This window comes from Humitalea sp. 24SJ18S-53 (assembly GCF_050632385.1).
Taxonomy (GTDB): domain Bacteria; phylum Pseudomonadota; class Alphaproteobacteria; order Acetobacterales; family Acetobacteraceae; genus Humitalea.
The window spans coordinates 4,012,037-4,034,063 of record NZ_CP192599.1; the positions used below are offsets into that span (position 1 = coordinate 4,012,037).

Sequence of the window (22,027 nt, forward strand, 5' to 3'; positions counted from 1 at the left end):
CATCATGCTGAACGCGCTGCTTGCCCCGCGGTCCATCGCGGTGGTCGGGGCTTCCGAACGCCCGTCGCCGGGGCGCGCGATCCTCACCTCCCTCGATCGCCTCGGTTTTGCCGGCGATATCTGGCCGGTGCATCCGCGCAGCGCGACCGTGCTTGGCCACGCCTGCTATCCCAGCCTGTCGGCGCTGCCGGGCGTGCCGGATGTCGTGGCCTTCTGCATGGGCAATGACCGGCTGCCCGCGGCTTTCCGCGAGGCCGCCGAACGCGGCGTGAAATCCGCCGTGATCTATTCCGCCGGTTTTGCCGAGATCGAGACCGAGGCCGGGCGCCAGCTTGCCGACAAGATCACTGGCCTTGCGAAGGAGGCCGGCATCGCGCTCTGCGGCCCCAATTGCATGGGCGTGCTCAGCCCCGCCTCCCGCAGTTCGGTCTATCTGCACGAGGTCTTCGATCCGGAGAAAGTGACCGGCAACGTCGGGTTGATCTCGCAGAGCGGGTCCATCTGCATCGGCCTGGTCGCGGATTGCCGCCGCTACGGCTTCAGCCACGTCATCTCCACCGGCAATGAGATGGTGCTGACGACGGAAGACTTCATGGATGCGCTGATCGACGATGCGGCGACCAAGGTCATCGCCCTGTTCACCGAATCCGTGCGGCGGCCGGAACGCTTCGTCGCCGCACTCGACCGCGCGGCCGATGCGGGCAAGCCCGTCGTGGTGCTGAAAGTCGGCAAGACCGCCCGCGCGCAGCACGCCATCACCACCCATACCGGCGGCCTTGCCGGCGAAGCGGGCGCCTTCAGCGCCGTGCTGCGCGCGCATCGCGCGATCGAGGTCGATGACCCCGCCGAACTGGCCGAAGTCCTGGCCGCCTGCCAGGGCCGCCACATGCCGCGCGGCCGGCGCCTGGCCATCGTCACCGGGTCGGGCGGGCAGACCGAGTTGATCCTCGACCTGGCCGAACAGACGCCCATCGTGCTGGACCCGATGGCGCCCGCGGATCGCGCCGCCATCGACCCCGTGATCGGCGGCGTGCCGGGTGAGGGCAATCCGCTGGACGCCTGGGGCAATGGCAAGCCGGATGTGAACTATCCGCATTCCATGCAGGTGCTCGGTGCATCCGCGCATTGCGATGCCGTCGCCTTCTGCGGCGATGGCATGGACGGGCATCCGCTGGATGATCCCGCCGAGGACCTACCCTATGCCGAGATGGTGAAGGCTGCGGCCGCCGGATCGCAAAAGCCCTTCTACTACCTCAGCACCCGCGCCGGCGTGTTCCGCACGGACCAGGAAGCCGTGTTGCGCCCCGGTGGCGTCGCGATGTTGAGCGGCGTGCTGCAGGGCCTGCGCGCGATTTCGCGCCTGGCCGATTGGGGACAGCCGCGCGCCCCGCTACGGGCGGGCCCGGGCCTGCGCCCCGCCGCGATCGACACCGGCCGCGCCACCATCCACGAATACGACGCCAAGCGGATGCTGGCGAAAGCCGGCGTCGCGACGGTGCCCGAACACCTGGCGCAGACCCTGCCGGACGCGCTGGCGGCCGCACGCAGCCTCGGCTTCCCAGTGGTGCTGAAGGTTGTGGCCGATGCCATCGCCCACAAGTCGGAACTCTCGCTGCTGGAACTGCGCCTGACGGATGATGCCGCCGTCACCGCGGCCTGGGGCCGGTTGCAGGACCGCCTTGGCGCCATCGCGCCCGCGCCAGACATCGCCGGCATCCTGGTGCAACCGATGGTGTCGGACGGCGTGGAGGTCCTGGCCGGCATAAGCAACGATCCCGAATTCGGGCCGATCATGGCCTTCGGACTCGGTGGCACGCTGGTCGAGATTTTCCGCGACGTGGTGCTGCGCCCGCTGCCCCTGCGCGCGGGTGAGGCCGAGGCGATGATCGCCGAGACGCGGATCGCGTCCGTCCTTCTCGCGGGCGCCCGCGGCGCACCGCCGGCCGATGTGCCGGCGCTCGCCGCGAGCCTTTACGCGCTCAGTGACTTCGCCATCGCCAATGCGGCCCGCATCGCCGAGATCGACGTGAACCCGATCAAGGTGCTGCCGCTCGGGCGCGGCTGCATGGCGCTGGACGCGGTGATCCTGCCGAAGCCGTAGGGCTCAGCCGACCACGCGCTTGGCGGCGACGCGGTCGAGGAATTTTGCGGTTTCGATCACCGCGCGGCGATGCGTCGCGCGGCCGATCACATCGGCACCGTCCGAAGCCTCCAGCGTGAATTCCAGGCTACGGCGGTCCACGACCGTCAGCGTGCAGGTGATGGCCACGGTCATGCCGACCGGGGTCGCAGCCAGGTGATCCAGCGCGATATGCGTGCCGACCGAGCCGCGGCCCGCTTCCAGCAGCGGCGCGATGGCGGCGATGCAGCAGCGCTCCATCAACCCCACCAGGGCCGGCGTCGCCAGGACCGGGAATCCGGCGTTGCCGAAGCGGTCAGCGGTCAGGTCTTCGGTGACCGGCACGTCGATACGATGGGTCAGCCCGGCTTCAAGCGTCATGATGGCCTCGTTGTGTTTTAGTGTGGGTCAAATTTTGGCGCCAAGGGCGACGGCACGGTCTTAGCGAATCCCTCTTCCTGCGGAAAGGATTTTTGCTCATACTCAAATTATCGGGTCCGATAAGACGGAGGAAACCGCCCCCATGCCGCTCCAGCCTCGCCACATGCATCTTGGCGTTTTCATCCTCGGCTCCGGGCATCATGTCGCCGGTTGGCGCATGCCGGGCGCCCAGGCGGGGGCGGAGAACCTGCCGCTGCTGCAACACATCGCGCGCACCGCCGAACGCGGGAAGTTCGACCTGGTCTTCTTCGCCGATGCGCTGAACACCGCCGCGGGCATGCATCCATCGGTGCTGGTGCGGCTGGAACCGATCACCCTGCTGACGGCGCTGGCGATGTGCACGACGCATGTGGGCCTCGCGGCCACAGCCTCGACCACCTACACCGAGCCCTACAATCTCGCGCGGCTGTTCGGTTCACTCGACCACATCAGCGGCGGGCGTGCCGGCTGGAACGTGGTGACCGGCGCCTTCGCCGAAGCCGCGGCGAATTTCGGCACGACCAGCCACCCGCCGCACGACGAACGCTACGCCATCGCCGATGAATTCGTGAAGGTGCTAAAGGGGCTTTGGGACAGTTGGGAAGACGGCGCGATCGTGATGGATCGCGCGACCGGGCAGTATGCCGACACGTCCCGACTGCACACATTGAACCACAAGGGCAAATACTTCTCGGTCAAGGGACCGCTGAACCTGTCGAGGCCGCCGCAGGGCTATCCGGTGCTGATCCAGGCCGGTGCGTCAGACGTGGGGCGGGATCTCGCGGCTTCGGTCGCCGAGATCGTCTTCGCCGTGCAGCAGGACATGGCGGCGGCAAAGGCCTTCTCCGATGACATCAAGGCACGCGCCATCGGCTTTGGCCGTTCGCCCGACCATGTGAAAATCATGCCAGGCGTCAGCCCGATCATCGGCAGCACCGAGGCCGAGGCGCGTGAACGCCTGTTGCAACTCGGCGAGTTCCTCGACCCTGTCGCCGCACTCCGCATCCTGTCCGAACGGCTGGGCCACGACCTGTCCGGCTTCGACCTCGACGCGCCTGTCCCGGAACTGCCGGAATCCACGATCATGCGCGGCCATGCGGCGACGCTGACAGCCCTGGCAAAACGGGAAAACCTGACCCTGCGGCAATTGCGCAACATCGCCGCGGGGGCGATGGGGCATCGCCTGCTCTGCGGCACGCCGGAACAGGTGGCGGATGGGCTGGAGGAATGGTTCCGCGCCGGCGCTGCCGACGGCTTCAACATCATGCCGCCCTGGTTCCCCGGCGCCTTCGACGACTTTGTCGACCAGGTCGTGCCGATCCTGCAAAAGCGCGGGCTGTTCCGGCAGGACTATACGGGCACCACGCTGCGCGATCATCTGGGCCTGCCGCGGCCGCCCCATCCCGCCGCGTGATGTTCAGTCGCCGTGCGCCCGTCGAAGGGCGTGCAGGCGGGCGGGGGTGATCGGCAATGCGGTGATGGGCACGCGATGGCCCAGCGCCGCATCCACGGCCGCCGCGATGGCGGCGCCGATGGCGGTGGTGCCGCCCTCACCCGCGCCTTTCACGCCCAGGGTGCCGATGCGGCTGGGCGCATCCTCGGTGATCAGCATGTCCACGGCCGGCATTTCGGCGGCGGTCGGCATCATGTAGTCCGCAAACGTCACCGACAGCGGCTGGCCATCGGCGGCGTAGAGGAACTCCTCCAGCAAGGCACCGCCGACACCCTGCGCGGCACCGCCGGCGATCTGGCCCTCGACCAGCATTGGGTTCACCGAACGGCCGATATCGTAGCCGACCATGACACGTTCCAGCACGACCCCACTGGTTTCGGGATCGACGCGAGCCACCGCCATGTGGATGCCATAGGGGTAGGTCATGTGGCCGGATTCAAAGGTTGCCTCCGCCACCAGGTGCGCGTCACCTGCCGTAAGGCAGGCCGCGACGACATCTCCGATGGCGACACCAGCACCCGACCCATCGGCGGCGACAACCCGGCCGTCGCGCAGCGCCAACTCGGATGGCGGTCGTTGCAGCAGATCCCCGGCCCTGGTCAGCAATGTCTCCGACAGCTTGCCGCAGGCGATCGTGACCGCGGCGCCGCTCATCACCGTGACGCGCGTGGCGAAGGCGCCCATGCCGCGACCGATGCGATCGGTTTGGCCATGCACGACGCGGATGTTCTGGGGCGCGATGCCGAGGCCCTCACAAGCAATCTGCGCGAGCACGGTTTCCACCCCCTGCCCGACCGATGCGACGCCGGTGATGATCTCGGCTCCGCCCTCTGTGTCCAACTCGATCCGCACATCGTCGAAGGGGCCAAGGCCGCTCTTCTCGACGAAGAAGGCGAGGCCAAAACCGACCCTTTCGCCCGCATCGCGGCGCGCCTGCAACGCGGCTTCCATTCGCGGATAGTCGATGTGCGCCAGCGAGCGATCCAGCAGCCGCGCGTAATCCCCGGAATCATAGACGAGCGGCGTGCCCAGCGCGTCGATCTGGCGATCGAAGGGCATCGCCTCCGGCGGGATCAGATTCACCCGCCTCACCGCGATGCGATCCAACCCGAGTTGATCCGCCACCGCGTCCATCAACCGCTCGCGCACGAAGGAACTCTCGTAGCGCCCCGGCGCGCGATAGGTGCCAGCCGGCGTCTTGTTCGTCAGCCGCACATGGCCCGTCGCGCGATAGGCCGGAAACACATACGGCCCCGGCAGCATCGCCGCGGCAAGGTCCGGCACGGTGACGGCATGGGTGCGGACATAGGCGCCCTGGTCCACCCAGAATTCATCCTGGACACCCAGTACAAAGCCTTTCTCATCCACAGCCGCGCGGATGAGATGGGCCTGGTCACGCGAATGATTGGCGGCGAGCAGATGTTCGCGCCGGTCCTCGATCCATTTCACCGGGCGACCCAGCCGCATCGCGGCCAGGCAGACCAGCACATCCTCCGGATACAATTCGCCGCGGATGCCGAAGCCGCCGCCGACATCACCCTCGTGCAGATGGATCGCGGCGGGGTCGATGCCCAGCATGCCGGCAATCGCCAGCCGGTTCGCATGCGGCACCTTGGAGGCGCCATACATGCGCAGGATGCCGCCATCCATCACCGCCAAGCCACCGCGCGTTTCCAACGGCACGCCGGAATGGCGGCCGACCGCCAGGGTCAGTTCAACCTGATGCGCCGCCTTGGCAAAAGCCGCGTCCAGATCGCCATAGGCCTTGCACACCACGGCCGCTTCGGTGCCGTGCGTGCCGTCGAAGTCACCGGGATCCTCCGTGCCGCGCAGCAGCGGCGGCAGGTCGTCGATCTCGGCAAAGACCAGTTCCTCGGCGTCCTCGGCGGTGTAGGGATCCTCGGCAAAAACCAGCGCCATCGGTTCGCCGACGTAGCGCACGCGCTCCTGCGCAAGGATGGGCTGCCGGTAGGGGTCCAGTCCCTTCACGCTCATCTGCCGGAAGCCGATCGGCGGCAGCGATGCGACATCGGCACCGGTCCAGACCGCCACCACCCCGGGCAGCGCCAGCGCCGCCGAGGTATCGATCCCCCGCAGCACCCCATGCGCGACGGGCGCGCGCACCACCCGCATGTGCAACTGGTTGGGGACGTTCAGGTCCGCTGCGAAACGCCCCTCGCCGCGCAGCAGCGGCGGGTCTTCGATACGCCTTACGCGTTGACCGATTCCGCCCATTTGCCGAGCTCCTTAGCGGCCGCGCGGACAGCGGCGAGAATGTTCTGGTAGCCGGTGCAGCGGCACAGGTTGGACGACAGGACGTGGCGCATCTCCGCCTCGTCAAAAGGACGATCGCGCTCCAGCAACCACGTCGCCAGCATCAGGAATCCCGGCGTACAGAACCCGCATTGCAACCCGTGATGCGCCTGGAACGCGTTCTGCAACACGTTCAGCGTGCCGTCCGATGCGGCCAGCCCTTCGACCGTGCGGATCGCGCCGCCCGCGGCCTGCACGCCGAACATCAGGCAGGCGCGCACCGGCACCTCGTCAACAATGACGGTGCAGGCGCCGCAGACGCCATGTTCGCAGCCCAGATGCGTGCCGGTCAGCCCACAATCGTCACGCAGCACATCGGCCAGGGTGCGGCGTGGTTCGACCGTCACGCGATGCGGCGTGCCATTGACGGTGAAGGTGACGTCTTGCTGTGTCATGCTGGAATCCTGCCGCGGATCAAGGCGCGGATGCGGCCCGGCGTCGCCGGGAATTCCGCGATGTCCACACCAAAAGGCACCAGCGCGTCGCTGATCGCATTGCAGATCGCCGCCGGCGCGCCGATGGCACCGCCCTCACCCAGCCCCTTGGCCCCGGTGATCGTCGCGGCGCTGATGGTGACAAGGTGGTGGATCTCGATCTCGGGGATCTCGGCCAGGGTAGGCGGGATGAAATCCGCCAGGGTGCCGGTCAGCACATTGCCGTCCTCGGCATGGATGATCTCCTCCATCAACGCATTGCCGATGCCCTGCGCGACGCCGCCGCGCACTTGGCCATCGGCGATCAGCGGGTTGATGATGCGCCCGGCGTCCTCGACCACCAGGTAGCGTTCGATGCGGACATGGCCGGTCTCGGCATCCACCTCCACGATCACCGCGTGGCAGGCGTTGGAAAAGGTGCCGGACGGATCGTAGGACCCGCTCTCCGCAAGGTTGAAGCCACCGACATCGGAAAACAGGTCGCTGCGCTGGTGCACCTGCCGCGCCAGCGTATCCAGCGGCACCGAGGCGTCATTCTCCCCGACCGCCAGCCCATCGCGCAGCACGATCCGGTCTTCCGACGTCTGCAACAGCCGCGCCGCCCCCTGCCGCAACCGCGCCGCCAGGCGCTGCGCCGCGATCTGGCAGGCGCCGCCGCTGATCACCGCGGACCGGCTCGCAAAGGTCCCCCAGCCATAGGGCGTGCGATCGGTGTCGCCATGGATGATGCGGATGCGCGCCGCATCCATGCCCAGTTCATCGGCGATGATCTGCGCCAGCGCCGTGCGCAACCCCTGGCCATGCGGCGAGGCGCCGATGCGCGCCTCGACCTCGCCCGTGGCCAGCATGGCGATGTCCACCACCTCATACCCCGGCACGATCCCCATGCCGCGGGCGGCGAAGGCGGGCGTGCCATAGCCGGTGCGTTCGTTGAACACGGCCAGGCCCAGGCCCAGGAACCGCCCCTCCGCCCGTGCCGCCTTTTGGCGCGCGCGAAACGCCGGGATATCGAGCTTCGCGACAGCCGTATCCATCGCCTCGATATAGGACGCCTCGTCCAACATCAGCCCCGTCGCGGTGCGATGCGGGAAGCTATCCACCAGGTTGCGGCGGCGCAGTTCGACGGAGTCCATCCCCAGCGCCAAGGCCGCGCGGTCCATCAGCCGTTCGATGCCAAAGGTGATGACCGGGCGCGACACGCCGCGATAGGGCGCGATCGGACAGGTATGGGTGATCACCCCCCGCGCCCGCGCGGCATAGGCCGGCACCTTGTAGGGGCCAGGATACTCGGCAAAAGCCATCAAGGGCTCGACACCGCTGGTCGTCGGGTAGCAGGAAAACGCCCCGACATTGGCCAGTATTTCCGCATCCAGCGCCAGCAGATGCCCTTCCGCATCAAACGCCCCGCGCAGCACATGCCGCTGGTCGCGGGAATGGGCGGAGGCAGTCAGGTTCTCGTTGCGGTCCTCAATCCAGGCGAAGGCGCCGCGATGGCGCCGCGCGAGCCAGACCAGCACCGGATACTCCGGGAACATCGACATCTTCTGGCCGAAGCCGCCGCCGACATCGGGGGCCACGACCTGCAAATCGGCCTCCGGCATACCCAGCAGATCGGCGATGCCCGTGCGGATCATATGCGGCATCTGGAGCGATGCGCTGAGCCGCACGCGCCCCGTGGCGCGATCGTATTCCGCGCAGCCGCCGCGCCCCTCCAGCGGCGTCGCATTCTGGCGGCGCGAACGCACCGTCATCTCCACCACGCAATGCGCGGCGGCGAAACCGGCATCGCAGGCCGGGTTGCGCAGCAGCCCCTCGACCATGACATTGCCCGGGGCGACCGCATGCACCAGCGGCGCGCCGGGCAGCAGGGCGTCGTCCAGGTCCACGACCGCGGTATCGGCCTCGATCTCCACCTCGACCAGCTCGGCCAGGTCTTCGGCCAGTTCGGGCGTATCGGCGACGATGGCGGCGATGGGCTGACCGAAGAAATGCACGCGGTCGCGCGGCAGCACCGGCTGTTCCACCGGGCGATAATCGAAGCGGTGCAGCATCGGCTTGATGACGCCGACCTCGGGCATGTCGGCCGCCGTGACGAAGATCGCACCGGGCGGCATATCGGGCGGCGGCCGCAGTGCGACGATGCGCCCCGCGGCGACCGGGCTGCGGACGAAGCGCACCGCGCGCGCGCCGATGGCGATATCGGCGATGTAGCGCCCCTCGCCCCGCAGCAGCGCCGGGTCCTCGAACCGCACCAGGCGGCGGCCGACCCAGTTCATGCGGCGACGGCCTGGCGCAGCGCGCGGCGCGTCATCGCGCGCACCAGGTCGCGGCGGTATTCGGGGGCGGCGTGGACGTCCTCATGCGGGTCGCAATCGGCGGCTGCCCTATCGGCGGCGTCGCGGATCGCAGCCTCGTCCAGCGCGCGCCCGACCAGGGCCGCCGCGGCCGACACGGCCAGCACCGGCATGCCGCCGATGCCGCCCAGCGCGATCCGCGCCTGCCGCACCATGCCGCCATCGACACGCAATGCGACGACGGCCATGGCCATGGCGAAATCGCCGGCGCGGCGGTTGAATTCGGCAAAGCCGCAGCGCCAGTCGGCGCCGAGCAAGGGCAGCCGCACCTCGGTCAGCATCTCGCCCGGCTGCATCGCCGTCGTAAAAACGCCCTGGAACCAGTCGTCGGCCGCGACCTCTCGCGTGGCACCCATCCCGGCCACGACCATCCGCCCACCCAGGGCCAGGGTCGTGGCGCACCATTCGGATGACGGGTCGGCATGCGCGACGCTGCCGCAAAACGTCCCGCGCGTGCGGATCGGCGCATGGGCGATGTTGTGCACCACATCGGCCAGCAACCGCCCGAGCACCCCCGCCACCACGGGCGCTTCGAACCAGGCGTGCCGCGCCAGCGCACCGATGCGCAGGTGTCCATCCTCCGGCGTCACATGCGCCAGGCTGGCGATGCGGTTGATGTCCACCAGCACCGCCGGCCGCGCCATGCGAAAAGCCATGGTCGGCACCAAGCTCTGCCCGCCCGCCAGCACGCGGCCGTCATCCGCATAGCGCGCCAGCAGCGCCAGCGCCTGCTCCTGCGTCGTCGGCGCGTGGTAGTCGAAGGCGGCCGGCTTCATGATGGGCCCCGCATGGTCGGTGAAGAATATTGAGTGACACTAAACACGCCGGATGGGCTCCGCAAGCCTCATGCCTGTTTCAGGTTCACCCAAAGTGCGCGGGCCCGGCGTTTTCCGGGGTTGGCGATGCGATGCGGGTCGGTCGATCGATAGGCGACCAGGTCCCCCTCACCCAGGGTATAGACCTGACCACCCAAGGTGATTTCCAGATTCCCTTCCAGCGCGATGCCGAATTCATAGCCGTCGTGCGCCACCGGCCGGGGTGCATTGGCGGTGCCGGGGCTGTATTCGTTCATCGCGATTTCGATGCCATGCGTCGCGTCCGACTTCAGGATGCGCCGGCGCACCCCATCGGCGGTGGCATACACAGGCTGGCTGGCGAAGCGCGACACAGGCTCCGGCGGGGCCGCGATGGGCTGGCCCAGAAGGTCGCTCATCTGCGTCCCCAGCGCCGATCCGATGACCACCAAGGTGCCGATCGACGGCCCCGTCTTGCCGCGTTCCAGCAGGCTCAGCATGGAGGATGACAGCCCCGTCTGTTCCGCCAGGGCATGCAGGGTCAGGCCACGCTCGATCCGCAGCGCCCGCAGCCGCGCCCCGATCGTCATCAGCAACTCATTGGTTTCGGCCTGCAGGCGCGTATCGGTCGGGCCGCGCTGGTTGCCCGGCCCCATGACGCCGCGCCGGGGGGCTTCCTCCTGCGGGGCCGGCGTCTGGGCCGGCAGCTGGGCCGAACGCCGCGGCCTGCCCTTCGCCCGCCCTGCGATATCCTTCACCTTAACGCCCGAATCCGGCATGTCGTACCCCGAACGAATCTCGCTGCTGTCCCCATAGTCTCCCCCGTGCGCGCAGCCGGAGCAACCATCCGTTCAGCCACAGTAAAATGGTGACAGGCAGAATCGGTTAGTTTAAACACACTCAAATTATGACGCTGGATCGAGTGGCACTGATGCGCCGATCGCGAACAGGGGTGTGATGCCGATGGATGCGGGCTTCGAGACGGTAAGGGTCCTGACCCTGGATGAAACCTGCCCGGTCCTGCCGCTGATCGAGGGGCAAGGCCGCGCCGTCGCGCTGATCTGGCCAGGCACCGGCGCCGCCCATCGCAGCATGCACCATTTCGACATGGCCGCCGGCGACGCCACCGTCAGCCAGTGCCACCCGGGTGAGGCCGCCTATTACATCAAGTCCGGCACCGGTGTCGTCATGGACCCCGCCGATGGCGTGGCGCAGCCGCTGATCGAGGGCTCCATGGTCCATGTCGGGCCGAATACCGCCTACCGCTTCGTCGCGGGCGACGATGGCATGGTGATGCTGGGCGGTCCCTGCCCGCCCGATCCGGCGCTCTACGCCCACCTCTGATCCACGCCGACCCGGAGAGACTGACATGGCCATCCGCGTGTTCCACCGCGACAAGCCCGACCTGATGCTGCCCCTGATCTCGCGCGATGCGCGCTTCGTCATCTGGCCCGGCGTCGGCGCCGATACCGCCAACATGAACTACGTCCGCATGGACCCTGGCGAGGCGAATGTGCCGCATATCCACATCGCGTCCGAGGACACGATCTTCATCCTTGAAGGCGAGGGCACGATCCGCGACCACGACAATGGCGTGGAACTGCCGTTTCGCGCGGGCCAGGCGGTGCATGTCCCGATCGGCATGAAGCACGCCGTCAGCGCCGACCGTGGCGTCGGCGTCGTCAGCGTCGGCGGGCCGGCACCGGCGGATTTCGCCCTGCTCCGCAAGGTCGGCGCGCTGAAGGACTGACGGCGCCTACGGCCCCAGCCGTACCGGCCCGCGCGGCGTCAGGAAACTCGCCGACAGCGCGACGCGTTCACCCTGGCTGACCTGCACCAGCCCGCCTTCGGCCTGCCAATCCATGGCGGCCAGCGCGGCCTCGATCCGCACAGGTTCGGGGTGCGCGATGGTCAGCGCGACCAGCGAGACGCCGGTCTCGGCCATGCCATCGGCCGGGTGCACGCCCTCCGGCCATTCGATCAGCGACGGCAGCGCGCCACCGGCCGGCGGGCGTCCGTCGGCGGCGATGGTGATCTGCCAGGACAGGGCGCCGCGGCTCATCGCTTCCGGCGTGCCGAGCGGCAGGGGGCTGCGCGCCGCCACCGCCGCGATGTCCACGCAGCGCGCAACCCATCCCAAGATGCGCGGCCGCGCGGGCGGCGTGTCCAGGCCGAACCAGCGCGGCCGGGTGGGGGCCTCGGCGGCCGGATCGACGGCGATGACTTCCAGGTAGCGGCGGGGGCCGACCTTCAACAGCCGGTTGTGCGTGCCCATGCGCGGATGCACGCCGCCGGGGCCCATGGCGACGCCGAGCACGGATTCCACCCAATCCTCCCCCTCGGCCAGGGTTTGGGCGCCGATGGCCAGGTGGTCGAAATGCAATGTCATCGGCCGCATCCTGTCGCCATGCGCGTCTGGCGTCGAGCACCGAAAGCGATTGCGCCGTGCCTGGACGCGGCCCAATACTTTACGTGTTCCGTGCCTGCGGTGAGGGGGATGCAGGGCCTTCTCCGCTTGCGCGTGACATGGTGCGTAACGCTAGGGGGACCAAACCCATGTCGTACCCATCACGCCGCATGCTTGTCGCCGCCACGCTGCCGTGCCTGGTGCCGCTTCGGCCGGCGAAGGCCTTCATGCTCGTCTCGCCGGAAGAAGTCGCCCTCTCCGCAGCGGCCCCCATGCCGGCGCTGACCCGTTCGATCGTCGTCGGCGGGCCGCGCATCGAGGTTGATTCGCCCGATGGCACGCTGTCGCCGGGCCAGGCGATCGCCTTCCGCCTGCGCTTCGTGCCGGCCCAGGATGCAACCATCGACCCGGCGACGTTCCGCGCCTTCTACGGAAGCCTCGGCATCGATATCACCGGCCGCATCCGCCCCCATGCCCGGATCGACGCCCAGGGTGTGGTCGCCGAGAATGTGTCGGTACCGGCAGGCCAGCATCGGGTCGTTCTGAGCATCGCCGACTCGCAAGGCCGCGCCGGGCGGCGCGAGGTCCGCTTTTCCGTCAACTGACGCGCGGTGCCACCAAGGGTCGCGGCTTCGCCGGCCCGATCGCTTCTCTTGACCGCTTGGGCATGGGTGAACATTGGTCCCGCCAACAACAAGATGAAGATCTTTATGCGGACGGCCCTGGAATCTGTATTTTTTTAAGTTGTGTATTTTTGTGACGAGGCTAACATTCTCTTAGGTTTGTCGCGGGACATGAAAATCATGAAACATATTTTCGCCGCAGCATTGATCCTGGCCGCCAGCAGCACCGCGAGCTTTACCAGGGATCTGTTTTCAGTCGAACTGACGGTGGATGGGGCAACCGACCAGCGCAGCTATTCGTCCTTGCAGCAGGCCGCCGACGCGCTGACGACCGATTCGCTGCAAAGCATCAACATCAACTACACTGATGTGTCGGCCGCCACCGCCAACATCAACCTGCGCGGCGTGCCGGCCGTCGCCACCTATACGGCCAACTCCCCCTTCCTGCGGATCCAGGTGCCGGGCGCCGGCGTGGACAAGACCTTCACCGGCACCACCCGCGACGACAGCCAGGATCAGTTCGTCCGCTGGCTGCAAGGTGCGGGCGGCAGTGACGTGACCCGCATCCTGCAACTCGCCGTCGCCACGACGCCGATCGACCCGGTGGCGGGCAATCCGAATTCCGCGATGACGCAGATGTCGGTGTCGGATTTCAACCGATCGCTGCAATCCTCCTTCGGCGAACGCGGCGGCGTCGGGATCGGCGCGCGCTTCGGCTCCTTCAGCTCGGCCGGCTACAACAGCCAGAACTTTACCCTGCCGCTCGATTATTCCTGGCGCGTGACCGAGCGTGACACGCTGGAGGTCGATGTCCCCTTCGCCTACACCGATACCCAGGGAGCCACCTCCTACAGCGGCAACCTGGGCTTCCTGTACCGTCGGCAGATCTTCGATGTCTGGTCCTTGCAGGCATCGGGGCGTTTCGGCGGCGCGGGGTCGGTGGACCTGGGTTCGGCCACCGGCCTGTATGGCCTCGGCATCAATTCGATCCTGCGCTTCGACCTGCCGATGGACCTGCGCCTGACCATCGCGAATGGCATCAACTATGTCGCCACCCTGCCGGTGTCGCTCGGCCGCTACACCGCCAACTACGACATCGCCAACACGATTTTTCGGAACGGGGTGGTGCTGTCGCGCGACCTGGGGATGAGCATCGCCGGGATGCCGGTCATGGGGTCGGTCTTCGCCATCGACACGCGCTTCACCGGCAGCGAGGTCTTCATCAGCAACTACCAGGAATTCGGCGCCTTCGTGTCGGCTGGCCGGGATTCGACCTTCGGCCTGGGCTTCACGGTGATGACGGGCGACCAGGGCTTGTCGGGCTTCACGATCAACACCGGCGTGAAATTCTGATCCCAGCCATGCGGTGCGGGCCGCACCGCCAAGTTCCTTTCGTGTCCACAAAGGTCTAGAAATGCCCAGTACGACCGTCGGAGCCACAGGTGTTCGGCGCATCCGATTCGATCAGCATCGGCCCCATGCTGCCGCGGCGCCGCGTCCTGGGTTTCGGCGTGGCGGTATGCGCGACAGGCTGCGCCACGCGCACCCCCCCGCCGCTTCCGCCGGCCGATGATGCCGGGGTGGACCGCCTGCGCGCCGCCCTGGCCGAGGCCGTGCCGCAGCCCCCCCTCCCCGACCCGATCACGCAGGACCGCATCGCCCGCGCGATGCGCGAGGTCGCCGGCTCCGGCTATGGGATCGACCGGCCGGAACTGATCTTCGTGGTGGACCGCCATCCGGACGTGCAGGCGGCCTCCATCCTGCTGGCGCGGCCCGATGCGCCATGGGCGGTGATCGGCGGCGACCGCGTCTCGACCGGCCAGGCGGACCGGCGCGGGTATTACATCACCCCCACCGGCGTCTTCCTGCATACCCCCGCCATCCGCGACTACCGCGCGCTCGGCACCTTCAACCGCGACGGCATCCGCGGCCTGGGCGCGCAGGGCATGCGGGTCTGGGATTTTGGCTGGATTCCGGCGCGCAAGGGTTGGCGCGACGATGGGGAAACCGGGCCGATCCGCTTCCTGATCCACGCGACGGACCCGGACAGGCTGGAACCGCTGCTGGGCCGGACGGGTTCGCAGGGCTGCATACGCATCTCGGCGGCGATGAACCTGTTCCTGGACCGGCATGGCGTGCTGGACATCGATCATGAACGCGCGCTGGCCGAAGGCGACGCGCGAATGGCGGCACTGTTGCGACCGGACCGCGATCCGACGCCGCTCGCCGGGCGCGCATTGGTCGTGATCGATTCCTCGGACCCTGCCTGACGGGGCCGGCATCCAGGTTGCCCAGAACGGCGTCGCCGCTGTTCTCACGTCAGACCCCGCACAATGCTTGCCCACATGCCCCGCCCGGTCCAAGGCTGGCATAGGTCGCCGCAGGAGCCCCGCTTGATCGATACCCATTCGCATTACTATGGCGAGGCGCTGTTCCGCCGGCTTGAGGAACGCCGCGACGTGCCGCGGGTCGCGCGTGACGGCACCCGCCGCTTCATGGTCACGCCCACCAGCCGCTTCGAATTGCGCGGCGGCTTTACCACCCTGGCCGACCGCCTGGGCTGGATGGACAGCCAGGGCATCGACCGCCAAGTGATCACCTTCCCCGGCGCCCTCGGCCCCGACGTGCTGCCCGCGGCCGAGGCGCTGCCGCTGGTGCGCGATGTGAATGACGAACTGGCCGCCGTCTGCGCCGCGCATTCGGGCCGGTTCACGGCCCTGGCGGGGCTGCCGCTCGCCGATATCGACCTGTCGGTCGTGGAACTCGAACGCGCCTGCACGTCACTCGGCCTGCGTGGCGCCATCATCCCCAGCAACTATTTCTGCAGCCTGGCGGTGATGCGCCGCCTGCACCCGGTGCTGGATGCGGCCAGCCGGCTTGGCGCGCATCTGATGGTGCATCCGGGCCAACGACACGACGAACCGCTGGCACCGCACCTCTACGACGACCTCGGCATGCACCGCGCCTCCACCATCGACCTGCACAATGGCATCAGCCATGCGACGACAACGCTGATCCACGCCGGGCTTTCGGAACACTGGCCCGGCGCCAGCGTGCAGATCGTCAACCTTGGCGGTGCCTTCCCGTTTCTTGTGGAACGGATGGACCATATCTCGGCCATCCGCGCCCCAGGCGCACCATTGCCTTCGACCCTGCTGGGCGGGCTGGTCTTCGATACCGCCTCGCTCGGCCCGCGCGCGATCGAAATGGCGGTGGCGATCCTGGGGCCGGAGCGCATCATGCTCGGCACCGACTACCCGATCTTTGACACGCGCGTGGCGACCGAGGCCGTGGCCGCCGCGCGGATCGACCGCGCCGCGCGCGACGCCATCGCCTTCGGCAACGCGGCGCGCTTGTTCGGACCGAACGCCTGACGACGCAGCCTATTCGACCTTGCCGATCCTCTGCACCGCCGCGACCAGCCGCGCCGAATCCTCGGCAAAGAACCGCGCGAACTCCGGCGCGTCCATGTAGCGCGGCGGCGCGCCGGCGGCGTTGAACGCGCGGACCAGGTCGGGATCGGCCATCGCCGCCCGCACCGCGTCGCGCAGCCGCTGCATGACCGGCGCCGGCGTCGCCACCGGGGCGAACATCCCGGCCCAGATATAGAATTCCACGTCCGGATAGCCGCTTTCGATGAAGGTCGGCACCTCCGGAAAGGCCGGCGCGCGTTCCCGCCCCCAGCAGCCCAGCACCCGCATCCGCCCGTCGCGCACATGCTGCGTCACGGTGCCGGGCGCCGTCGCCAGCGCCTGGATGTTGTTGGACAGCAGTGCCGTCAGCGCAGGCCCCGCCCCCTGGAACGGCACGTGCAGCAGGCGGATGTCGGCGGCGGTGCAGAACATCTCCATCGCCACATGCAGGGTGCCATAGGCGCCGGAGGAGCCATAGGGGATCGTCCCCGGCGCCGCCCGCGCGGCATCGCGGAATTCCGCGATGCTGTGCCAGGGCGCATTGGCCGGGACCACCAGCATCGTCGGATCGGCATTGACCAGCGCGATCGGCGCCAACTGGTCCACCGTATAGGTCGGCGTGCGGTCGAACAGCCGCTCCGCGACCGGGATCACCGCCAGCGACGACAGTGCCATCAGCACCGTCGCGCCATCCGGCGCCGCCCGCGCGACAAAGGCGTTGCCCAGCGCCCCGGCCGCCCCGCCACGGTTCTGCACGACCACCGGCTGGCGCAGGATCTTTTCCATCGCCGCCGCCACCGGCCGCGCCGCCAGATCCGCCTGGCCGCCCGGCGGGAAGGGCACCACGATGGTGATCGGGCGCCCGTCCTGGGCCGAGGCGGGCAGCGCAAACACGACGGGGGCGGCCAAAAATCCGCGGCGGGCGATGGTCATGGGCGTTTCTCCGTCTTGCTGCGGATGTTCGGGCGGTTGGGCTGGTCAGGCCACCGGGTTTTCCAGCACCCCGATCCCGGGCACCTCGATCCTGACCACGTCGCCGGCCTTCAGGAAGCGCGGCGGGGAAAAGCCGATGCCGACGCCGGCCGGCGTGCCGGTGGCGATGATGTCGCCAGGCTCCAGCGTGATGCCGGCGCTGATCGCCTCGATCAGGGTGCGGATGTCGAAGATCAGGTCGGCCACGGGGGCATGCTGGCGGCGTTCGCCATTGACCCATGTGGTGATGACCAGGGCGCGAGGATCAGGCACGGCATCGGCCGTGACGATGGCCGGGCCCATTGGGCAGAAGCCGTCGATCCCCTTGCCCAGCACCCATTGGCGGTGCCGGTGCTGCAGGGTGCGCGCCGTCACGTCGTTGACGATGGTATAGCCGAACACATGCGCCATCGCATCGGCCGCCAGGATGCCGCGGCCCGGCTTGCCGATCACCACCGCCAGTTCGCCCTCGTAATCCACGCTCTGCGTCGGATCCAGGTGCCCCGGAATCGCCTCGCCCGTCGCGATCACGGTGGTCGGCGGCTTGGTGAAGACCACCGGGTATTCCGGCACGACATCCTTGGTCGATGCATCGAAACCCGAACCCGCGAATTCCTTCGCGTGCTCATGGTAATTCTTGCCGACGCAAAAAATGTTCTTCTCCGGCCGCGGGATCGGCGCCAGCAGCCGCGCCCCCGCCACCACGGGGGCGGTCGCGAAAGCGGCGCGGGCCGCCTCCAACGCCGGCGCCCCGGCGGCGATCAGCCCCAGCATCGACAGCGGCAACCCGGCGCCGGACAGGTCGCGCACGGCGCCCCCGGCATCGAGCGCGCCAAGCAACGGCACGCCACCGCTGGAATAAGTGACAAGGCGCATGAAGATCTCCGGCTGGCTCGGGCGCCGGAAGGCGGCGCTTCGGCGCCAATTTGGCCGGATGCCGGCGGCGGCGCCAGTGGCCCCCAGGGGCACCAATTCTTCACCAGTCACGCCCGAGAATGGCAGATGGCGCCGGATGCCCCCGGGGGGGTGTCTCGCCAAGGCCTCCCCCAAGCCGCCATACTCATGTTAACGGGGTTTCGCCGGTGCGGGACCGGCGGGAGTTCGCCATGCCCAATGCGCAAGCCGATCGACGGCGCCGACGCCGGATCCGCCGCGGCGCCTTCGGCATCATCATGCTTATCTCGGTCGCCGCCCTTGGCGCCGCCTGGTCGCTGCGCCAGGCCGCCATCGTCGAAACCGAGGGCGACCTGCGCCGGCTGTCGGTGATGCTGGCCGAACAGGCGGCACGGGCGTTCCAGGCCGCCGACCTGATGCTGCAGGCGGTAGTCGAGCAGGTCGAGATGACCGTCGCCTCGGCCGAAGAAGGCCTGGTGCCGGATTTCAGCACCGAGGTCGCGCATATGGCGCTGATCCGGCGCATCGCGAACCTGCCGCAAGTCGAAGCCATGACCATCCTCGATGCCGCCGGGGTGTCGATCAACGCCACGCGCGTTTGGCCGCCACGGCGGACGGCCCTGGGCGACCGGATGTATTTTCGCCACTTCCTCAACACCGACGACCGCCGGGCCTTCGTCTCCGAAGCCGTGATCAACCGGGTCAATGGCGACCAGACGGTCTACCTCGCGCGGCGCCTGACTGCGGCGGACGGCAGTTTCGTGGGCGTGGTGAACGCCGCCATCAACCTGGCCTATTTTGACGAGGTGTTCGCCGCCGCCGGTTTCCTGGAGGGCACCGGCGTCACGATGGCGCGGGCCGATGGCGCGGTGCTGAAGCGCTTCCCGCCGCCGCCGGACGGCACTGTCGGCGAAGTGCTGACCGCACCGGGCTGGTACGCCACCAGTGCCGCCGGCGGCGGCGGCTACCTGTCGCCCGGAACGCTGGACGACCACGGCGAGCGCTTCGTCTATGTCCGGCCCGTCCCCGGCTACGGCATGTTCGTCAACGCGACCCGGCTTGAAACCGCGGTGCTATGGCGCTGGCAGCGCCAGGTGATGGCGCTGGCGGCGGCGGTGGTCGTCGCCAGCCTGCTGACCGCCTACCTGGCCATTGTGCTGAACCGGCAGTTCACCGCCATCACCCGCGCGCATCGCCGCGCCGTCGCGCACAGCATCGCCTTGCGCGCGAGCGAAACCCGCCTGCGCGAAAAATCCACCGCGCTGGAGGCCAGCGAGACGCGATTGACCGAAACCACGCAGATCCTGCGCACCACGCTGGAACACATGAACCAGGGCATCCTCATGGTCGATGGCCAGGGGCGTGTCGCGGTGGCGAACCGCCGCGCCTCGCACCTGCTGGACCTGCCGCCGGAGATGTTCGACGGCCGCATGCGCTTCGCCGAGATCGCGGCCTTCCAGCGTACCAACGGCGAGTTCGACAACCTGTCGCCGGCCCAGCGCGAAACCATCGGCCGCGGCGAGACATTCATCGATCCGGTGACCTACGAACGCCGGCGGCCGAATGGCACGACCCTGGAAATCCGCAGCGTCCCGCTGCCGGGCGGCGGCATGGTCCGCACCTATACCGACATCACCGCGCGGGCGGAGGCCGAGGGCATGCTGGCCCTGGCCGCATCGCACGACCAGTTGACCGGCCTGGCCAACCGCAACGGCTTCGGCCAAAGGCTGGACAAGGCGCTGCTGACGGCCCAACGCGGGGGTGAGACCCTGTCGGTGCTCTGCCTCGACCTGGATGGCTTCAAGGCCGTCAACGACACGCATGGGCACGAGGTCGGCGACCTGCTGCTGCAACGCGTCGCCGCCTGCATGCGGGAGGTCTTGCGTGACGTCGACCTGCTGGCCCGCATGGGCGGCGACGAATTCTCGATCGTGCTGGGCAGGACCGACATGGAGCGCGCGGCACGGGTGGCCCAGCGCCTGCTGGATGCGGTGCGCCAGCCGCATACGATCGCCGGGCACCGGGTGATGGTCGGCGTGTCGATCGGCATCGCCGCCTATCCGCTCGACGGCGGCACGGTCGAACAATTGCTGCGCAACGGCGATGCGGCGCTGTACCAGGCCAAGGCCGGCGGGCGGAACCGCTGGTGTGCCTATACCAGCGACATCGGCGACCGCGAACGCCAGCGCATGGCGCTGGAGACCGACCTGCGCGAGGCGGTGGCGAAGCGGCGCTTCACCCTCGCCTACCAGCCGATCTGCGACGTCAACACCACCGAACCCGTCGCCTTCGAGGCGCTGCTGCGCTGGGACCACCCGTTGCGCGGTGCGGTGTCGCCCGGCGAATTCATCCCCCTGGCCGAACAGACCGGGTTGATCGTCGATCTGGGCCGCTGGGCGCTGGAGGCCGCCTGCGCCGAGGCCGCGGCCTGGGCGCTGCCGGTCCGCGTCGCCGTCAACCTTTCCCCCGCGCAGTTCCGCGACCCCGACCTGCTGGGCTTCGTGCGTGACGTGCTGCTGCGCACCGGCCTTGCCGCATCGCGGCTGGAGCTGGAACTGACCGAAGGGCTGCTGCTGGAACAGAACGACCATGTCGTCGGCGTGATGCAGGCGCTGCGCGCGCTCGGCGTGCGGATGGTGCTCGACGATTTCGGCACCGCCAATTCCAACCTCAGCTACCTGCGCGGCTTCCCCTTCGACGCGGTGAAGATCGACCGCAGTTTTTTGCGCGCGCTCAGCAGCGATCGCCAGGCGCGGGCGCTGGTCGAGGCGATGCTGGCGATGTCGCGCGCCCTCGGCCTGGACGTGGTCGGCGAAGGGGTGGAAACGCAGGAACAATTGACGATGCTGCGCCACCTGCGCTGCGACCGGGTGCAAGGCTACCTGCTCGGCCGCCCCGAAACGGGTGAGGTCGCCCGCGAAGGCCTGTGGCAACGCGCAAGCCGGCGCGGGGATGTCGCCAGGCTGTCGGCCTCGGGCCAGAACAACAACGCCTTGCGCTGAATCGCGAAGCGATCACGAGTCTAGACCCGCACCACCACGCCACCCGTCTCCAGCACTTGCCAGGCGGCTTCCGCATCCTCGGCGAAATGCACCAGCGACAGATCCTGCCGCTCGATCATCCCCGTCTCCACCAGTGCCTGCCAGTCGACGATGCGGCGCCAATGGGCTTCGTCCATCAGGATGATCGGCACCGCGCCAACGCGCCGGGTCTGCCGCAGGGTCAGCAGTTCGAACAGTTCATCCAGCGTGCCGAAGCCGCCGGGGAAGACGATCAGCGCCCGCGCCCGCATCGCCAGGTGCAGCTTGCGTATGGCGAAGTAGTGGAACTGGAAGGTCAGTTCGGGCGTGGTATAGGCGTTCGGCAGTTGTTCCAGCGGCAGGCGGATGTTGAAGCCGATGGCCGGGGCGCCGGCGTCATGCGCGCCGCGGCAGGCGGCCTCCATGATGCCCGAGCCGCCCCCGGTCGCGATGACATTGTCCCGCACGCCGGCGACCGGATACAGCGCGCCGCCGCGCTCCGACGCGATGCGGCCGAAACGCCGGGCCTCGGCATACCAGGCGGGTTGGCGCCCCGGCCCGTCCTCGGTGATGCGGGCGCTGCCGAAGACCACGAGCGTCGATCGGATGCCGGCCGCGCGCAGCGCGTCATCGGCCTTGGTGCATTCCATCTGCAACCGCACCCCGCGCATGGCCGGGCTCAGCAGGAAATCCTCGTCCATCACCGCCAGTCGGTAGCTGGGCCAGTCCCGGGGGTCCGTGGCGCGCGGCCCGCCGGTGCGATGGGTCTTGCGGCGCATGGGCGGCACCTCCCGGGTCGATCTTGTGGCGT

At 68.6% G+C, this 22,027-nt stretch carries 19 protein-coding genes; 9 read left to right on the top strand and 10 right to left on the bottom strand.

Annotation, left to right across the window (positions count from 1 at the left end):
* Window positions 1-4 precede the first annotated feature (4 nt).
* Window positions 5-2,101, top strand: a complete 2,097-nt coding sequence (locus tag ACQW02_RS19065; RefSeq protein WP_431281491.1) for an acetate--CoA ligase family protein — start codon at window positions 5-7, stop codon at window positions 2,099-2,101.
* Between the two features lie 3 nt (window positions 2,102-2,104).
* Here ACQW02_RS19065 and ACQW02_RS19070 read toward each other — a convergent pair whose 3' ends face one another.
* On the bottom strand, window positions 2,105-2,500 hold the full coding sequence (locus tag ACQW02_RS19070; protein WP_431281492.1) for a thioesterase family protein: 396 nt from the start codon (window positions 2,498-2,500) through the stop codon (window positions 2,105-2,107).
* A 142-nt stretch (window positions 2,501-2,642) separates the two neighbouring features.
* On the opposite strand from ACQW02_RS19070, the gene ACQW02_RS19075 reads away from it, so the two are divergent.
* Window positions 2,643-3,953, top strand: a complete 1,311-nt coding sequence (locus ACQW02_RS19075; protein WP_431281493.1) for an LLM class flavin-dependent oxidoreductase — start codon at window positions 2,643-2,645, stop codon at window positions 3,951-3,953.
* A 3-nt stretch (window positions 3,954-3,956) separates the two neighbouring features.
* Here the strand turns inward: ACQW02_RS19075 and ACQW02_RS19080 are convergent, their stop codons facing one another.
* The 5 genes from ACQW02_RS19080 to ACQW02_RS19100 form a co-directional block, all read right to left on the bottom strand.
* On the bottom strand, window positions 3,957-6,227 hold the full coding sequence (locus ACQW02_RS19080; protein WP_431281494.1) for a xanthine dehydrogenase family protein molybdopterin-binding subunit: 2,271 nt from the start codon (window positions 6,225-6,227) through the stop codon (window positions 3,957-3,959).
* The gene (locus ACQW02_RS19085; RefSeq protein WP_431281495.1) at window positions 6,203-6,700 is read right to left on the bottom strand and encodes a (2Fe-2S)-binding protein; all 498 of its coding nucleotides are present in this window, start codon (window positions 6,698-6,700) and stop codon (window positions 6,203-6,205) included. The genes ACQW02_RS19080 and ACQW02_RS19085 overlap by 25 nt, the downstream gene beginning before the upstream one ends.
* Window positions 6,697-9,015 (bottom strand): xanthine dehydrogenase family protein molybdopterin-binding subunit, encoded by a 2,319-nt coding sequence (locus ACQW02_RS19090; protein ID WP_431281496.1) that lies wholly within the window; start codon window positions 9,013-9,015, stop codon window positions 6,697-6,699. Before ACQW02_RS19090 ends, ACQW02_RS19085 begins: the two co-directional genes overlap by 4 nt.
* Window positions 9,012-9,869: an FAD binding domain-containing protein gene (locus tag ACQW02_RS19095; protein WP_431281497.1), complete on the bottom strand. Its 858-nt coding sequence runs from the start codon at window positions 9,867-9,869 to the stop codon at window positions 9,012-9,014. Before ACQW02_RS19095 ends, ACQW02_RS19090 begins: the two co-directional genes overlap by 4 nt.
* A 68-nt stretch (window positions 9,870-9,937) precedes the next feature.
* Complete coding sequence (locus ACQW02_RS19100) at window positions 9,938-10,645, bottom strand: helix-turn-helix domain-containing protein (RefSeq protein ID WP_431281498.1); 708 nt, start codon at window positions 10,643-10,645, stop codon at window positions 9,938-9,940.
* 199 nt (window positions 10,646-10,844) lie between these two features.
* Here ACQW02_RS19100 and ACQW02_RS19105 point away from each other — a divergent pair, with 199 nt between their 5' ends.
* Both ACQW02_RS19105 and ACQW02_RS19110 read left to right on the top strand, forming a co-directional pair.
* The gene (locus ACQW02_RS19105) at window positions 10,845-11,231 is read left to right on the top strand and encodes a hypothetical protein (protein ID WP_431281499.1); all 387 of its coding nucleotides are present in this window, start codon (window positions 10,845-10,847) and stop codon (window positions 11,229-11,231) included.
* Between the two features lie 25 nt (window positions 11,232-11,256).
* Window positions 11,257-11,637 (top strand): cupin domain-containing protein, encoded by a 381-nt coding sequence (locus ACQW02_RS19110; RefSeq protein WP_431281500.1) that lies wholly within the window; start codon window positions 11,257-11,259, stop codon window positions 11,635-11,637.
* 6 nt (window positions 11,638-11,643) lie between these two features.
* Here ACQW02_RS19110 and ACQW02_RS19115 read toward each other — a convergent pair whose 3' ends face one another.
* Window positions 11,644-12,276 (bottom strand): VOC family protein, encoded by a 633-nt coding sequence (locus tag ACQW02_RS19115; RefSeq protein ID WP_431281501.1) that lies wholly within the window; start codon window positions 12,274-12,276, stop codon window positions 11,644-11,646.
* A gap of 167 nt (window positions 12,277-12,443) precedes the next feature.
* On the opposite strand from ACQW02_RS19115, the gene ACQW02_RS19120 reads away from it, so the two are divergent.
* The 4 genes from ACQW02_RS19120 (at window position 12,444) to ACQW02_RS19135 (ending at window position 16,291) form a co-directional block, all read left to right on the top strand.
* The gene (locus ACQW02_RS19120) at window positions 12,444-12,899 is read left to right on the top strand and encodes a hypothetical protein (RefSeq protein WP_431281502.1); all 456 of its coding nucleotides are present in this window, start codon (window positions 12,444-12,446) and stop codon (window positions 12,897-12,899) included.
* Window positions 12,900-13,097: 198 nt separating this feature from the next.
* A complete protein-coding gene (locus ACQW02_RS19125; RefSeq protein ID WP_431281503.1) occupies window positions 13,098-14,270 on the top strand; it encodes a hypothetical protein in 1,173 nt (390 codons plus the stop codon).
* Between the two features lie 89 nt (window positions 14,271-14,359).
* Window positions 14,360-15,187: a hypothetical protein gene (locus ACQW02_RS19130; protein WP_431281504.1), complete on the top strand. Its 828-nt coding sequence runs from the start codon at window positions 14,360-14,362 to the stop codon at window positions 15,185-15,187.
* Between the two features lie 123 nt (window positions 15,188-15,310).
* A complete protein-coding gene (locus ACQW02_RS19135) occupies window positions 15,311-16,291 on the top strand; it encodes an amidohydrolase family protein (protein WP_431281505.1) in 981 nt (326 codons plus the stop codon).
* Between the two features lie 9 nt (window positions 16,292-16,300).
* On the opposite strand, the gene ACQW02_RS19140 is transcribed toward ACQW02_RS19135, so the two are convergent.
* Both ACQW02_RS19140 and ACQW02_RS19145 read right to left on the bottom strand, forming a co-directional pair.
* Window positions 16,301-17,263, bottom strand: coding sequence for a Bug family tripartite tricarboxylate transporter substrate binding protein (locus ACQW02_RS19140; RefSeq protein ID WP_431281506.1), 963 nt, complete (start codon window positions 17,261-17,263; stop codon window positions 16,301-16,303).
* Between the two features lie 45 nt (window positions 17,264-17,308).
* Window positions 17,309-18,178, bottom strand: coding sequence for a fumarylacetoacetate hydrolase family protein (locus ACQW02_RS19145; RefSeq protein ID WP_431281507.1), 870 nt, complete (start codon window positions 18,176-18,178; stop codon window positions 17,309-17,311).
* Between the two features lie 230 nt (window positions 18,179-18,408).
* Between ACQW02_RS19145 and ACQW02_RS19150 the strand changes: the two genes are divergently transcribed.
* Window positions 18,409-21,198, top strand: coding sequence for a bifunctional diguanylate cyclase/phosphodiesterase (locus tag ACQW02_RS19150; protein WP_431281508.1), 2,790 nt, complete (start codon window positions 18,409-18,411; stop codon window positions 21,196-21,198).
* A gap of 20 nt (window positions 21,199-21,218) precedes the next feature.
* Here the strand turns inward: ACQW02_RS19150 and ACQW02_RS19155 are convergent, their stop codons facing one another.
* A complete protein-coding gene (locus ACQW02_RS19155; protein ID WP_431281509.1) occupies window positions 21,219-21,995 on the bottom strand; it encodes an LOG family protein in 777 nt (258 codons plus the stop codon).
* Window positions 21,996-22,027 lie beyond the last annotated feature (32 nt).

Bases quoted from the DNA above. Each gene is read 5' to 3' on its own strand.
- ACQW02_RS19065 (WP_431281491.1), top strand. From the start codon at position 5: ATGCTGAACGCGCTGCTTGCCCCGCGGTCCATCGCGGTGGTCGGGGCT.
- ACQW02_RS19070 (WP_431281492.1), bottom strand. From the start codon at position 2,500: ATGACGCTTGAAGCCGGGCTGACCCATCGTATCGACGTGCCGGTCACC.
- ACQW02_RS19075 (WP_431281493.1), top strand. From the start codon at position 2,643: ATGCCGCTCCAGCCTCGCCACATGCATCTTGGCGTTTTCATCCTCGGC.
- ACQW02_RS19080 (WP_431281494.1), bottom strand. From the start codon at position 6,227: ATGGGCGGAATCGGTCAACGCGTAAGGCGTATCGAAGACCCGCCGCTG.
- ACQW02_RS19085 (WP_431281495.1), bottom strand. From the start codon at position 6,700: ATGACACAGCAAGACGTCACCTTCACCGTCAATGGCACGCCGCATCGC.
- ACQW02_RS19090 (WP_431281496.1), bottom strand. From the start codon at position 9,015: ATGAACTGGGTCGGCCGCCGCCTGGTGCGGTTCGAGGACCCGGCGCTG.
- ACQW02_RS19095 (WP_431281497.1), bottom strand. From the start codon at position 9,869: ATGAAGCCGGCCGCCTTCGACTACCACGCGCCGACGACGCAGGAGCAG.
- ACQW02_RS19105 (WP_431281499.1), top strand. From the start codon at position 10,845: ATGCCGATGGATGCGGGCTTCGAGACGGTAAGGGTCCTGACCCTGGAT.
- ACQW02_RS19110 (WP_431281500.1), top strand. From the start codon at position 11,257: ATGGCCATCCGCGTGTTCCACCGCGACAAGCCCGACCTGATGCTGCCC.
- ACQW02_RS19115 (WP_431281501.1), bottom strand. From the start codon at position 12,276: ATGACATTGCATTTCGACCACCTGGCCATCGGCGCCCAAACCCTGGCC.
- ACQW02_RS19120 (WP_431281502.1), top strand. From the start codon at position 12,444: ATGTCGTACCCATCACGCCGCATGCTTGTCGCCGCCACGCTGCCGTGC.
- ACQW02_RS19125 (WP_431281503.1), top strand. From the start codon at position 13,098: ATGAAACATATTTTCGCCGCAGCATTGATCCTGGCCGCCAGCAGCACC.
- ACQW02_RS19140 (WP_431281506.1), bottom strand. From the start codon at position 17,263: ATGACCATCGCCCGCCGCGGATTTTTGGCCGCCCCCGTCGTGTTTGCG.
- ACQW02_RS19145 (WP_431281507.1), bottom strand. From the start codon at position 18,178: ATGCGCCTTGTCACTTATTCCAGCGGTGGCGTGCCGTTGCTTGGCGCG.
- ACQW02_RS19150 (WP_431281508.1), top strand. From the start codon at position 18,409: ATGCCCAATGCGCAAGCCGATCGACGGCGCCGACGCCGGATCCGCCGC.
- ACQW02_RS19155 (WP_431281509.1), bottom strand. From the start codon at position 21,995: ATGCGCCGCAAGACCCATCGCACCGGCGGGCCGCGCGCCACGGACCCC.